Annotated in this window: 16 protein-coding genes; 8 read left to right on the plus strand and 8 right to left on the minus strand. The window is 36.7% G+C overall.

What is annotated here, in order from left to right:
• Positions 1-180: 180 nt before the first annotated feature.
• On the plus strand, positions 181-561 hold the full coding sequence (locus FC748_RS10200) for a hypothetical protein (protein ID WP_024362364.1): 381 nt from the start codon (positions 181-183) through the stop codon (positions 559-561).
• Positions 562-623: 62 nt separating this feature from the next.
• Here the strand turns inward: FC748_RS10200 and FC748_RS10205 are convergent, their stop codons facing one another.
• The 4 genes from FC748_RS10205 to FC748_RS22430 all read right to left on the minus strand — a co-directional run bounded on the left by FC748_RS10205 (position 624) and on the right by FC748_RS22430 (position 4,284).
• Positions 624-1,358, minus strand: a complete 735-nt coding sequence (locus tag FC748_RS10205; RefSeq protein WP_024362365.1) for a hypothetical protein — start codon at positions 1,356-1,358, stop codon at positions 624-626.
• Positions 1,359-1,449: 91 nt separating this feature from the next.
• Positions 1,450-2,241, minus strand: coding sequence for a GNAT family N-acetyltransferase (locus FC748_RS10210; RefSeq protein ID WP_025219026.1), 792 nt, complete (start codon positions 2,239-2,241; stop codon positions 1,450-1,452).
• Positions 2,234-4,039: a ribosomal protection-like ABC-F family protein gene (abc-f, locus tag FC748_RS10215; RefSeq protein ID WP_108030397.1), complete on the minus strand. Its 1,806-nt coding sequence runs from the start codon at positions 4,037-4,039 to the stop codon at positions 2,234-2,236. The genes FC748_RS10210 and abc-f overlap by 8 nt, the downstream gene beginning before the upstream one ends.
• A 104-nt stretch (positions 4,040-4,143) precedes the next feature.
• Complete coding sequence (locus FC748_RS22430) at positions 4,144-4,284, minus strand: RAxF-45 family protein (RefSeq protein ID WP_279633374.1); 141 nt, start codon at positions 4,282-4,284, stop codon at positions 4,144-4,146.
• Between the two features lie 286 nt (positions 4,285-4,570).
• Here FC748_RS22430 and FC748_RS10220 point away from each other — a divergent pair, with 286 nt between their 5' ends.
• Entirely contained in the window at positions 4,571-6,265 is a 1,695-nt protein-coding gene (locus tag FC748_RS10220) for a methyl-accepting chemotaxis protein (RefSeq protein ID WP_024362368.1), read from the plus strand.
• Positions 6,266-6,315: 50 nt separating this feature from the next.
• On the opposite strand, the gene FC748_RS10225 is transcribed toward FC748_RS10220, so the two are convergent.
• Positions 6,316-7,350, minus strand: coding sequence for an AbrB family protein (locus FC748_RS10225; protein WP_108030396.1), 1,035 nt, complete (start codon positions 7,348-7,350; stop codon positions 6,316-6,318).
• A 318-nt stretch (positions 7,351-7,668) separates the two neighbouring features.
• Between FC748_RS10225 and FC748_RS10230 the strand changes: the two genes are divergently transcribed.
• From FC748_RS10230 to FC748_RS10255, 6 genes are all read left to right on the plus strand, one after another.
• The gene (locus tag FC748_RS10230) at positions 7,669-8,118 is read left to right on the plus strand and encodes a LytTR family DNA-binding domain-containing protein (protein WP_024362370.1); all 450 of its coding nucleotides are present in this window, start codon (positions 7,669-7,671) and stop codon (positions 8,116-8,118) included.
• A gap of 1 nt (position 8,119) precedes the next feature.
• The gene (locus FC748_RS10235) at positions 8,120-8,524 is read left to right on the plus strand and encodes a DUF3021 domain-containing protein (RefSeq protein ID WP_108030395.1); all 405 of its coding nucleotides are present in this window, start codon (positions 8,120-8,122) and stop codon (positions 8,522-8,524) included.
• Between the two features lie 6 nt (positions 8,525-8,530).
• Positions 8,531-9,481 carry an ABC transporter ATP-binding protein gene (locus FC748_RS10240; RefSeq protein ID WP_108030394.1) on the plus strand — a complete coding sequence of 317 codons (951 nt, stop codon included), beginning with the start codon at positions 8,531-8,533 and terminating at the stop codon, positions 9,479-9,481.
• Positions 9,450-10,325 carry an ABC transporter permease gene (locus FC748_RS10245; protein ID WP_108030393.1) on the plus strand — a complete coding sequence of 292 codons (876 nt, stop codon included), beginning with the start codon at positions 9,450-9,452 and terminating at the stop codon, positions 10,323-10,325. Before FC748_RS10240 ends, FC748_RS10245 begins: the two co-directional genes overlap by 32 nt.
• Before the next feature lie 133 nt (positions 10,326-10,458).
• Positions 10,459-11,214, plus strand: a complete 756-nt coding sequence (locus FC748_RS10250; protein WP_108030392.1) for a DUF2087 domain-containing protein — start codon at positions 10,459-10,461, stop codon at positions 11,212-11,214.
• Positions 11,215-11,230: 16 nt separating this feature from the next.
• Positions 11,231-11,575 (plus strand): GIY-YIG nuclease family protein, encoded by a 345-nt coding sequence (locus FC748_RS10255; RefSeq protein WP_024362375.1) that lies wholly within the window; start codon positions 11,231-11,233, stop codon positions 11,573-11,575.
• Between the two features lie 22 nt (positions 11,576-11,597).
• On the opposite strand, the gene FC748_RS10260 is transcribed toward FC748_RS10255, so the two are convergent.
• The 3 genes from FC748_RS10260 to FC748_RS10270 all read right to left on the minus strand — a co-directional run bounded on the left by FC748_RS10260 (position 11,598) and on the right by FC748_RS10270 (position 14,289).
• Positions 11,598-11,954: an MmcQ/YjbR family DNA-binding protein gene (locus FC748_RS10260; RefSeq protein WP_024362376.1), complete on the minus strand. Its 357-nt coding sequence runs from the start codon at positions 11,952-11,954 to the stop codon at positions 11,598-11,600.
• A 107-nt stretch (positions 11,955-12,061) separates the two neighbouring features.
• A complete protein-coding gene (locus FC748_RS10265) occupies positions 12,062-12,877 on the minus strand; it encodes a YitT family protein (protein ID WP_024362377.1) in 816 nt (271 codons plus the stop codon).
• Between the two features lie 110 nt (positions 12,878-12,987).
• Positions 12,988-14,289 (minus strand): M48 family metallopeptidase, encoded by a 1,302-nt coding sequence (locus tag FC748_RS10270; protein WP_108030391.1) that lies wholly within the window; start codon positions 14,287-14,289, stop codon positions 12,988-12,990.
• Positions 14,290-14,436: the final 147 nt, after the last annotated feature.

The following is a 14,436-nucleotide window of genomic DNA, read 5'->3' on the forward strand; positions in this document are numbered from 1 at the left end:
CATCATATTACCTACTATACGGATGCCCTAAGGAAAAAGTTTCATAATTTTTAAGATTATCAAAATTTTTAAAATTAAGAAGCTAGCATTAATCCCTTCTCATTCTTTTGCGTATTTTTATTTCTCAAACTCAAACCATGTTACAATAGAAAAGAATAAAGGCATCGAAGGAGATATTGCATGAAGCGATCAACAATTATTAATGTTTGTATTTTCATTTTTTTCACTTTACTATTCGTCAATGATTTTTTCCCTGCCACTCCGTTAGCAGAAATATTGTCGAAGAAAATTATTCTTGTTATATTAATTGTCCTAGTTGGTATAAATCTAGTGTCATCAAAAGGTACATATAAAAAGCTATCCAAAAAAGCATATGCTGGTTTAACACTTTATACAGTTGGTCTTTGGATTGTGCTCACATTATTAGGTGGCGAGTCCGAAATTGGCTTATCTTATAATAGCCCTATTTTCTATCTTATCGTGATTGTACTAGGGTTTGACTTATTACGAGTTTATCGCCAATGGAAGCGTGAAGAAGCAGAAAAAAATAATGCAAAATAAAAGCATGTTGCCAATTAGCAATGAACACTAATTGGCAACATGCCTTTTTTGTATATAGCAGCTTAGGATTCTAGTACATTTAAAATCGTATCAAGTTCATTGACAGCGTGGTCTAATCGTTCCTTTGCCTCAATGTTTTGTTGCTTTAACTGACTATACTCTAATAAATTTTTTTCATGCTTTAATTTAATAGAAGATAAGCGCTCAATGCGTGCTTCTACTTTGTCAATTGCTTGCTCACAAACGCTAATCCATAATTTTTCTGATTGCTGAATTTCTGTCGTGGATGGATTGTGCTGACGCATAATACGTGCATATATTGCTTCTATTTGCTCAATCATTTCACTATAAAAATGACGCTCAACTCGCGTAGTTTGGAAAGTAGGATGCTCTATATCTTTTGCGTATGGCGTAATTTGACGTAACAGCTTCCCAGCATTTTCACCAAAACTATGCGATAAATTCAATACATTCATCAATTGCAATAATAAGCGAACTTCTTCTAGATTAATAAGCTGTGAATCGATATTTTCTTTGACTTTTAGCGACTCCATATAACGGCGATCGAAATGCTCAATTTCCCCTTTATGTTGCTCTACTAAATGGGCACTCGCATTTTCTTTTAAACTTTTAATATATCGGATTGCATGACTTCTTAGCTCCTCCATTGAAAGCATGTTGTCATTATCTTGTTGTGGTTTTCCTCGTTGAACATACGCAAATGCATCCACTTTTCGGGGCCATTTTGCTTCTTGGTTTTTTTCTGAGACATTGTAGCGTATATAAATTCCGTGCATTCCATATCCTCCAAGTCCATTTAACAAGTATCTCTAAAGACAATAAATCGAATACCACTTTTTTTCAAGTAATTTACCTTCAAAAATTTACTTATTTTGCAGACCTTATTTCTTGAATAGTTTTCCCTTCTGTAAATGCATGTATTGATTTTATTTTACCAAAAGAATAAAAATTTGCCTTTTCATATACTTTAGCGACTTGCTCATTAATAGGCAATAGCCAAAGATGTTCTAAGTTATTTTTAACAGCTTCTTTTTGAATATGTTGCAATACATAACCAATCAATCCTCTTCCACGATAGCTTTCTAATGTTGCGACACTTTCAATTCGACCTTGACGACCAGATAGAAACAAATTGGCCGTACAGCAAGCAACACCATCTATTTTTAATAAATAGTACGTAAAATGCGGTGAACAGTACATGTTTTCGAACGCCCTTTTTATTAAAGCAGGCTCACCAAATGTAGAGATAGTCATTTCTACTTCTAATGCTTCTTGTACATTTGCATCTGTCACACGTTCAATGCGAATCGCTGGATTATGCGGTAATATAACAAATTCGCCATTCCAACACTGGATGTCATCCGTAAAAGACTCATATTGAAAACCATGTGATGATAATGCCTCCACACAGTGATGATTTTCCTCAACATTATATAAATACATTCTCGGAATTAACCCTTTTGAGAGATAGAATTGTTTTACATTAGTTAAAAATGTCTCTGCTTGCTCTACTCTCTTCCATATATGTGCATGGTTGGCGTCATAGTACATAGGCATTTCCTTATTGTAAAAAAATACTCCTTCCGGACACCGTTCCATCTCACTAAACTCATTGATATAGTCAATGTCTAACTGCATAATGTCTTGGAGCTTATGCATGTGTTGTTCCTCCTTCCAACCATTTAACATATAGAGCTTCTAGCTGTTGCTCCAATTTTTGACGTTGCTCTTTAGCAAGTGTAGGTTCTTTTAATTTAAATTCTACTTTTTCAATTTGTTCTTCAATTGGGAGTTCTTTATCACTGTGATCTTTTGTCTTTGTGCTGCTATCCACTTTTACTTCAGGCACTTGCTCAACGAGGGCATGCTTTGTTCTTGCCAATTCATAATCCCCTTCATATACATAAATCTTTTCTTGCTCAATCCATGCAATTTTTGTAAAGATTTTTTGTAAGAAGTAGCGGTCATGGGATACACCAATAATAGTACCTGTAAAGGATTCAAGGGTGTCTTCTAATACCTCTCTTGCTTCTATATCTAAATGGTTAGTCGGTTCATCTAAAATGAGTAAATTAATATCTTCATGCATTAATTGTGCAAGACGCAGACGCATCTTTTCTCCACCACTTAAGTCCTTCACTTTCTTAAAGACATCGTATCCATAAAACAGAAACTGTGCTAACAAATGACGTGCCTCTGCTTCTGATACGTATACACATTCCCGAAAGGCATCAATTAAACGAATAGCAGGATTTTCATGGTCAAATTGCTGCGATAAATATCCTATTTTTACACTACTACCTACTTTACACTCTCCTTGATACGGTACAATCTCCCCTAACATCATTTTTAATAAGGTCGACTTTCCACTTCCATTATTGCCTACAATCGCGAGACGTTCTCCAAAATAGACCGATAGATGACTATTGTTAAATAATGGCTTATCAAATGCATGACTTATCGCTGTCATCTTTATCACTTCTTTCCCACTACGTTCAGCCATCGTTAAGGCGAGATTCATTTTCTTTTTTGTGCCAGGTTTTTTAACTCGTTCTATACGATTCAGTGCCTTTTCCATACTTTTAGCACGGCGAAACAATGCGGCATTCGGTGGGTTCGCTTCATTTGCCCACTGTCTTAAACGTTTAATCGCTTCTTGCATCTTCTTAATTTTCTTTTGCTGTTCCTCATATTCAGCAAATTGCTGTTCAACTTTCGCTTCTTTCTGTGCAGTAAAATCATCATAATTTCCTGCATAGGTAAACGCCTCTCCATCCTCAATTTCAATGATTTTTTGCGCTACTTGATTCATAAATTGACGATCATGCGAAACAGCAATGACAATGCCAGCAAAGTGTTGTACATACTGTTCAAGCCACTCAATTGCTTGCATATCTAAATGATTGGTTGGTTCATCTAAAAGTAAAATAGATGGGTTACTTAAAAGCATTTGACCTAGCATTACCTTTGTTTTTTCGCCACCGCTTATGCTTGCAAAGGGCACAGGAAGTAAAGATGTAATGTTCAGTCCATTTGCAATAGTAGCTAATTGCGCATCGACTTCATAGCCCCCCTGCAGCATAAATTGTTCCTGAACTTGACCATATTGTTGTAACACTTTGTCTGTACTATTCACTTGCATTGCCTGTTCCAGTGTGGTCATTTTTGCCTTCAGTTTGTAGATGTCAACAAATGCTTCCTCCAGTACTTCTTTAACAGTAAGCAAAGGATAGCTTGGAATTTGGTGTAAGTAGCCAATAGTTGCTCCTTTACTTTTAATAATACGACCAGCATCAGGTGTATCGAGCCCTGCTAATAATTGCAGTAAAGTTGTTTTTCCACTACCATTCACACCAACAATCGCTACATGTTCCCCTTTATTGACTTCCAGTTGCAATCCTTCAAATAATACGTTTCCACCGATGATTTTTTGTATTTGTTCAGCCTTTATTTGCATTGTTTTTTCCTCCATGAAACGCGCGAAAAAACATCTCTAGACAACAAAAAAGACTGCTCAATTAACAAGCAGTCTTTTCCTTCAATATATGTGAAAAAGAATGGTTAATTCGCTACGTTTAGTATTTGATTTTGCTTAAAAATAGACAGACTTATCCCGTTGTTAGCAAAATCGAAAGTTTGAACACGTGTAAAATAAATAGCTATATCTATATTTCCACCTGTTCTCGTAGCGTTTAAATTCATTCCTTTTCACCTCCGTTCAAATTAGTTAGGTATAGCATACCATATTCCATATAATTTGGGAATGTTCAATTTCAACAACTGGAACAACCATCATTACAAAATTCCACTATTTAGCAATGAAATAATCTAAATGTCACTAATTATATTTAATTTTGAAATATACAAATAGCGTAAGTAATTATATACTAGTAAAAATACAATGTTTTCCTGAAATACATACAATTACAGCAAGTTACTTTGCAATACTTGCTGTCTATTTATGTGGACAAAAACGTGGAGGGAATCTATGAAAAATTTAACGATGCAAATGAAAATGAGCTTATTGATTGTAACAGTTATTTTATTTGTTTTAATTGCTGTTGGTATTGTCAATACAAGCGAAATGAAAACGACCATTGAAGCAGAAAATAAAGCACGTCTTAGTCAAATCTATGATTTAAGTGTTTATAATTTAGATCAGGCATTACCTGGCGAATGGCATTTAAAAAATGGGGAGCTGTACAAAGGTGACGCTAAAATAGCAGAAGAAACTGCATTAATTGATAAATTAGGAGAATTATCCCACGCAGCTATTACTATTTTTGCTCAAGATACACGAGTTAACACGAATATACAGGTTGATGGACAACGTGCGATTGGCACAACTGCCGATCCTAAAGTGACAGAAGCAGTGCTTACACAAGGAAGTCTTTACAAAGGAGCAGCTGATGTAGTTGGCAAACCTTATTTTACACAGTATGGACCCATTCAAAATGCGAATGGAGAAACGATAGGTATGATTTTCGCTGGTGTTCCCTCCTCTGAAATCAATGCTATCGAACAAAAAATGCTTCTTAAAATGGCGGTTGTTGCCATCATTGCAGCAATTATCGCTGTCATTGCTGGAACATTGCTTGTGCGTAATATTGTTAAGCCTTTAAAGCGTTTAAATAGGCAGTTGGAAACCATTTCAGCTGGCGAAGGCGATTTAACGCAACAGTTAGTTGTAACAACGAAAGATGAAATCGGAGATCTTGCTACATCCTTTAATGCAATGCTTGCAACACTCCGAAAAATGATGCAACAAGTTGATGAAACAGCCAATGAAGTCTCGGCATCATCTGCTGAGCTTTCTGCAACAGCAGGCTCTACAACAAGAACAACGGAACAACTAACAGCCAATATGCAAGAATTAGCGAGCGGTGCAAGCACCCAAAAACAAAGCGCCAATGAAAATGCAGAAGCCATGCAGGATATTGCAGGCGGTATTCAGCTTGTAACGGAAACAAATATGGAAGTTTCATCTCAAGCTTCAGAAGCGTTTGATACGGCTAAACATGGCGAAAAAACCGCACATGCTATGCAAACTCAAATGCATGCTATGACGGAAGCTGTCTTACAAAGCGTCAATTCAATCGTAGCATTGGATAAACACGCCAATACAATTGGAGACATTGTAGAGGTTATTCATGCTATAGCCGATCAAACAAACTTACTTGCTTTAAATGCATCTATAGAAGCTGCACGTGCTGGAGAACATGGCAAAGGCTTTGCTGTTGTAGCAGAGGAAGTTCGTAAATTAGCCGAGCAATCTAAAACATCTGCCGCTCAAATTACCGAGACTATTCATACAATGCAACAATTAGCAAAAGAAGCAAGCGACTATATGCAACAAAGTGAAAAAGAAGCCGCTTCAAGTGTAGAAATAGTGCGTACAACAAATAGCGCATTTGAGAACATTACAACAAAAGTAGCGGTAGTCACACATAAAATTCAGGAAGTTTCGGGTATTGCAGAGGAGCTATATGCACGTATTGAACAAGCCAATGCCTCTACCCAAATCATGGCTGAAATTGCGGTTGATGCACGCGAACAATCAAAAGTCGTGACCCAAATTGCCGAGACAAATCTTTACTCTATGGAAGACATTAATAACGCAGCTACAACACTTACAAAAAATGCCGAAACACTTCAAAACTTAATTCATCAGTTTAAATATTGAGGCCAAAAGATTGTTCATCGCGGGAACGCATGGACAATCTTTTTTATTCTCTAATCATGAACTTTCACCTTTTTGACAAACACCTTTACCAATGGGACAAGAAAGACAGATACTATCAATACCCTAAATAGCTGAAAAGCGGTCACAATAGTTACATTTGCATGTATAGAAGCGGCTATAATGCCCATTTGATCGAGTCCCCCTGGTACAATACTTAAAAATCCTGTACGGAAATCAAGGCTATACAAATGTTTCATCACAAAAGATAAAACATAAGCAGCACCGATAAAAAGACTTGCTGACGCAAAAGCATAAAATACATGCTTCTTTGATAAATGTAAATCTTCCTTTTTCAATAAAAGACCAATATAAATACCGATTACTAGCTGTGCTATATGCAGCAATGATAATGGCATCTTTGGCACAGCAACTTCTGCTATATTCAACCCCATTAATAAAAATACTGGTCCTAACATATAGCCCGTTGGAATTTTTACCTTTTGAGCAAGCCACCCTGCTAAGCCGCAAATAAGTAGTAAAGTTAGCAACTGCCAAGAAAAGACTCCATCTACCATGACAAGGTTTTCACCAGTGCCTGTCACCATTAATGGCACAAAGCCAACGATTAAAAGGACTCGCAATACCTGATAAAACGTAATGACAGCCATATTCATATTGCCTTGCTCCTCGGCAAATGCAATAATTTGTGTCATGCCTCCTGGTACACAACATGTGAGCGCAGTGGAAAAATCTAAATCCGTACGCCTTGCAACTAAAAAACTGATGGCAAAAAATAAAATAGTAAAAATTATATTTAGCACAATTATACTGCCTAAAAACTGTTGAATATCCTGAATGGCTTCTTTAGTAAAAGCAAATCCAATGGAGTAGCCCGCCACGACTAATCCAATATTGCGGAAATAACGATGCCATCGCAACTGTAAGTTTGTAAATAACTGCACGCAAAGTACAGCGGCAATAGCCCCTAACAACCACGGCATCGGAATATGTAAAAGTTGAAATAAAAGCGCTCCTAACAACCCTATACATAGTGTTAGGAACATCTGCTTATAAAATGTAAACATTGCTAGCAACCCCTCAAGAATGAATAGTTCTATTATGACGTGAACATCCCCAATTTACTACTCATGCCTTTTACTCAACGTGCCTGCCACCAAAACAATTTTGAATATTCAAAAAATTATAAATGCATTGGAAATAATTGATGTTAGTTGCCGTTATTGTATAAAACAAACCTGTTAGTCATTAATTTTTACCACTTATTAAACATTTAGCCTTCGTTAAAAATTTCTATGCTACATTAATATTAAGCTGATTCAGTACATAAATGCCTTTTTCTTTTACGGGAGATGAGGTAATACGATTACCAAAGGAGGCCTCCAATGAAAATTCATTTAACCATTAATAGTGCGCTAGAAGAAACAGAGATTCATATACATGCCAAAGAATACAACGAACATATTGAAAAATTAATGAAGCAATTACAAGCAGTCCAAACAACCATGCTTGATGGCTATTTACAACAGGAAATTCATCTAATCAAAATCACAGATATTTATTCGGTTTATGCTGAAGGGGCAAAAGTTTTTTTGCAGACCGAGGAGCAAGAATTTGAGTCCAAACGCAAGTTATATGAGCTAGAAGCCCAATTAGCAAAAGACTTTGCAAGAGTCAGCAAATCGACGCTCGTCAATATCAATAAAATTTCATCTATTCAAATGGGTAAAATTGGCGCAACAGAGTTACTGCTTGAAAATGATGTATCCATTCATGTTAGCCGAAAATATTTAAAAGAATTAAAACGCCAATTAGGTATAGGGAGGGAATTATAATATGAAAATATTACGCATGATGATAATTGGACTACTGATTTCACTAAGCTCATCCTACATTTTAGTAACAATAAGTGTTATGTCGAATCATTCAACAATAGTAGGAGCAGAACTTTTCGAACAAATAATCATAGCCGCCATACTTGGTGTTGTAATAGGTTCACTATCCCTCATCTTTGAAATAGAACGTTTAGCATTTTCTATTCAGCTCATTGCACATTTTATTGCTGTGACATGTTGCGTAATGATTGCTGGTTATTTTGGGCATTGGTTTGAGCACTCGAGCATACTGTATGTGCTTGTAGCGGAAATTATCATTTACTCCATCGTATGGTGCATTTTATATGTACTGCAAAAAAACGATATTGAAGAAATCAATAATCAAATCCAAAAAAGAAAGGAATAGACGAATATGACATTTGCCATTCAAGTTGACCACTTACAAAAGCACTATGGCGAGCATTTAGCTGTAAAAGGAATTTCTTTCAAGGTGGAGCAGGGCTCCCTCTTTGCATTTTTAGGTGCTAATGGCGCCGGTAAATCGACGACCATCGAAATTTTATGTACACTACTACAAAAATCTAGTGGTACCGTTACGATTAACGGTTATACACTTGATGATAAATCACATAATGCAAAAATACGCAAATCTATCGGCGTTGTTTTTCAGCAAAGCCTCCTAGATGACCGATTAACCGTTCGAGAAAATATCCTGCACCGTGGCAAAACATATGGCTTATCGAAAGCACAGCTGACAAAAAATTATCAATTCGTCTCGACCTATTTACATTTAGATGATATTGAACTGCAAAAATACGGGACATTATCAGGCGGACAAAAAAGACGCGCGGATATCGCTCGGGCACTTATTCATCGGCCACAAATTTTATTTTTAGACGAGCCTACAACTGGTCTCGACCCCCAAACACGCCAATTTGTTTGGCAAGCAATCAAACAACTTCAGGCTGAAACAAATATGACCGTATTTTTAACTACGCACTATATGGAAGAAGCTGCCGTGGCGCATCAGGTGATTGTCTTAAAACAAGGTCGTATTGTCGCTGAAGGAACCCCTGATGCCTTAAAAACAAAATATGCCTACGACCAGATGGCACTTGTATTTCATGATCGTTCATTAGGGCTGAAGTGGCTTAAGGAAAATACCTTACCGTACACAGAAAAGCTAGGCATTTTCTATGTTCGAGTTAGCTCTACACTGACAGCACTTACACTTTTAAAAAGTGCCGAGCCCCTATTAGCCTCTTTTGAAGTTATGAAGGGCACGATGGATGATGTCTTTCTTCATATCATGGCACAAGGAGATGGTACAATTGAAAGCAATGATAAGCTTAATACAGCGTAATAGTAAAGTTTTTAGAAGAGATAAAACTCAAGTCTTTTTCTCTCTGCTTTCCGTCATTATTGTGATTGTTCTTTACGCCATTTTTCTCCAAAAAATGCAGGTGGATGCGATTGAGCAAGTAACAGAGGCTACTCCTGAGTTGATTACAATGGTCAATGAATGGCTTGTTGCTGGTCTATTATCAATGATGGCGGTTACGACAACTTTAGGTGCATTTGCCATTGCGGTGCGCGATATGGAGTCAAAAGCAACTGCAGATTTTCTCACAGCTCCTATTTCTCGTGCAACGATTCACATGAGCTATGTATTGAACGCTTTTATTATCGGTTGTCTGTTCTCCTTCGTAGCGCTAATAGGCTGTGAGATTTTCATTGTATCAACTGGCGGAGAGCTACTTAGTTTTAGCGCCTTCATCAACGTGATTGGCATACTTTTATTATCCGTATTCCTTGCGAGCGTATTTAATATGTTTATTGTATTATTTGTTAGCACGCAAAATGCCTTTTCTACATTAAGTACAATCGTTGGTACAGTACTCGGTTTTTTATGTGGTGTTTATGTCCCTGTTGGCGTCCTCCCTAGCTTTGCTCAACAACTAATCATGTATTTTCCAATTAGTCATACTACATTACTATTGCGAAATGCCTTTATGGAAAGCTCGATTGCGAAAGTTTTTGATGGCGTTCCGACGGAGCATGTGGAAAGCTATAAGCTGAATTATGGTATTACTTATGAGCTAAATGGCCATGCTGTTAGCCTAACTACAAGTTATATAATGATTTTAATAACTATTGTTCTCCTTGCTCTATTATCAATTATTATTTTCAAAAAGAAAAATCACTAGGTTTCATTTAAGATACACATCGGCGATAAATGCGGTGTGTATTTTTTATTGCTTTTTAACAAACGTTTTGATATTTTAAATATAAATAAGCAAACAAAAATTAAATACGTTTGTTTTTTAAAGGAGGTTCCATATGGATCTAAACCAATTATTTTGGCAGGCTTCTATCGAGGACATTAAACAAGGCTACACAGATGAAGATACACACTACACTTGCCTTCTTTGTGGAGAGAAAATTGAAAAAGGGATTATATATCCACATGAAAATGTCCTGTATGAAGCAAAAAAATTTATGCAACATCATATTTCGGCTGCACACCAATCTGTTTTTCACTACTTAAATGGATTAAATAAAAAAATGACAGGCTTAACGGACCATCAAAGTCACATTTTGCGTTTATTTTACGAAGGTAAAACCGATCAGGCCATTAAAGAAGAGCTTGCCATTGGCAGTGCCACAACGATTCGTCACCACCGTTTTGCCTTAAAAGAAAAAGAACGTCAGGCTAAAACATTTCTTGCCATGATGGAACTATTAAAAGAACAAGGTCAAAAGGAAGAACCTTTTGTCCCTATTCACAAAACAGCTACGATGGTGGATGATCGCTATAACATCACCTTGGCCGAAGAACAACAGCTACTGGCTAAATACCTCCCTCATGGCATTGGGCAGGAGCTTGTCCGCTTTCCAAAACGAGAAAAACATAAAATTGTTGTGCTCCGTGCCATTACAAAGCTTCTTGATGAGTCAACACACTATACAGAAAAGGAACTTAATGCAATTATCCAGCCGATGTATGAGGATTATGTACAAATTCGTCGCTATTTAATTCAATATGGATTTATGGATCGTCAGGATGATGGTAGTGCATATTGGGTAAAAAAATAAGAAAGTAGGGTTATGAATGGACCACAAAAAAGAATTAAAAGAACTTTATAAAGAAATGAAAATTGAAGCAGGCGTTTTTACCATGACGAACAAACAAAATGGCAAAGTGTTTGTTGGTAGCTTCAATAACTTAAAGCGCCTAAATGGCTTTCAGTTTATGCTAAAGACAAATACGTATACAAATAAAGCGTTACAAGCAGATTACAATACATTTGGTACGGATGCCTTTCAGCTCGAAGTAGTGGAGTATTTGAAGCAGAAAGAAGAGGGATTTTTTGATGCCAAAAAAGAACTCGAAAAGCTTGAACAAAAATGGCTTGAAGAGCTACAACCTTATGGTGAACAAGGCTATAACTCTTGAGAATTGTTTGCGTGACTGGCACTCAAATGCCTATTTCCTGTTGTGCTTTTTTTGTTAGCTTTTCGAATACGAGCTCGTAGGAATGCTGAATTAAATGTTCAAGTAACTCGTTCGGTATATTGGCATCTAAATAAATAGAATTCCAGTGTGTTTTGTTCATATAGTACCCTGGAATAATGCCTTCATAGGATTCTCTTAATTCTTCTGCACGACTAGGTGCACATTTTAACGTAATAATCGGCTTTCTCGTTGCATCCCCGCCCATCATGGCAAACATTTTGCCACCGATATGATAGCGATCAGCCTGCCATTCGTCCTTGTAATCATGCGTTGTGCCACGAAGTTTTAAACAATACGAATGAATGCTATCTTTTTGCATATTTACTCCTTTCTTCAACAAAAATTTAAAAACACACGTTCGATTATATTATAATCAATTACGTGTGTTTTTAAAATACATTTTTTGCAAATGATTGAACTTTCCTATCATTTGGAACCGCGGTCAAACATACCAATCACTTCTGTTGTTTGCAAAATATTCACAAACGCTTTTGCATCTGCTTCTTTTATTAGGCTTTTCACTTCAGCAAGCTGATAACGTGTAATGACGGTAATCAGCACTTTTCTCCCTTCTCCTGAATAGCCACCTTTCGCATCCATCATCGTAATCCCTCGATGCAGCCTAGCTAACAGTTGTTGTTTCACATCTTCACCGTTGCTAGTAATAATCATTAGCGTCAGTTTAATATTACTCGTATGGATGGTATCAACAACTTTTCCAGTGGCATATATCGAAACGAGCGTCAGCAAAGCGGCATCCCAACTAAAAACAAAACCTGAAATCGCTACTACGACCCCGTTCATAGCTGAAATAAGTACCCCCAGTGGAAAATCCCTTTTGCGACTCAACAGCATCGCAATAATATCAAAGCCACCTGAGGAGCCAGATGCGCGAAAAATCAAACCTACACAAAGGCCCACAATAACCCCACCAAATAAGGAAGCTAAAATCGGTTCCTGTGTTGCCTTATAAATCGGAATAATTAACAAGGCGATAGACATCACCGCAACTGAAAGAATTGTATAAGCAATAAAACGTTTCCCTAACTTCATCACACCTAATATAAGCAAGGGCAAGTTTAATAAAAGATTTAACACACCTGTATTCAACGGCGTTACGATGCCAAGCATAATGGCAATCCCACTTAATCCACCACTTAAAATCTCATGCGGTATTAATAAAAAATTATAAGCAAATGCCATTAAAATGGATGCAAGCGTTATAATAACAATATTGCGCATAAACTCCCCTACCATTCTAAAACGAACAAATTTTGATCAACTTATCGTTAGAATACCCAATTTATTCGTCTGAAAAACCTCGGCAATTGTGGATTATTAAACTTCCATCATTACCTCGTTTTTTTCTGTTCTTCTTTTATCGGCTTTTCTTTGATTGGTTCTTCTGTTTCCGCTACTTTCATAATACGGTCAAGCATGGTTGGATGTGTATAGCGGAACCATTTCACAAGAAGCGGTGGGTTCACTTCACTTAATCCTGATATGGTAAGCTTTTGGAATGCCGTTACAGCTGCCTGACGATCGTCCATCATTGATATGGCATATTGATCAGCTCGTGTTTCCTGATATCTTGATATAAAATTCGATAAAGGGCTCGAAGCAAATAATAAAAAGGATGTAATAAGTAAAAATAGTGGCAAAGAATTGATGTCACTTATTTTTGTAATTTTTAATGCATGTCCGTAACGGGCTATTACCCACCGCATAATTTTCGCTGTTATCCAAAGCCCGACTAAGGTCATTAATAAATAACCCGCAATGCCAAAATAAATATGTTTCTCAACATAATGTCCCATCTCATGCGCCATGATAAATAAAATTTCATTATCTGTTAAACGATTTAACGTCGTATCCCACAGCACAATTCGTGAATTACTACCAATACCCGTCACATAAGCATTTAATGCATTGGTCTTTTGTGCCATATTCACTTCATACACATGCTCTGCTGGAATATCCGCTTGTTCTGCTATTGCTAATATTTTCGTTTCTAGCTCCTTGTTTTTTAGCGGATAAAAATCATTGTATAACGGATCAATTACAACGGGCTGAATAAACATTACAAAAATTGTAAAGGGAATCGTTAATATCCACGCATATAGCCACCATCTCTTGGCACTCTTTTTCATAAGCCAATAAAGAACGGATACGATAATAAAAGTCATACCAAAGTTAACCCAAAAATCAATGACACCATCACGCATCCAAGACGGAAAAACTTGAGTGCTAATGCCATAGCTTTTACTTAAATAGTAACGATAGTATTCAATTGGGAAAAGGATTACATACAGCAAAAACGATAATAAAAATAAATAAGCAGCATTTTGTAACGGCTTCCTTCTCGTTTGGGACGTCGAAACTTTTTCAAAATAGCGAGAAACACCCATTAACAAAATCACAATATAAGCAAGCCATTCAAATGGTGTTACTACAAAAAATAAGAAATTTCGTATTTTCGAATATTCCAGACTTAAGTTTAGTTCTTTTTCAGACATAAACATAACTGGGTCCGCAACGGAGCCTTGAAACGCTCGCGGTATTGTGCCACCACCACTATGAAATATATACCAATACATGCCCAGAACGTAGGCACCAAATATTAGTAGTGCCACAACTCCCATTTTTTTCGCTATGTTATTTCCCCCTTACTCCACACAAAGTTCGTCCTATAGTAAGTGTAAGCTAAATTAAAAAAGTTAGAACAAAGTTTATAGGTTTTATTTTCACGCTTTGACCAATTCACTCCATAGTCAACACGATATTTATTACCTACTAGGCTG

Source organism: Lysinibacillus sphaericus (assembly GCF_005217585.1).
In the GTDB taxonomy this organism is placed as follows: domain Bacteria; phylum Bacillota; class Bacilli; order Bacillales_A; family Planococcaceae; genus Lysinibacillus; species Lysinibacillus sphaericus.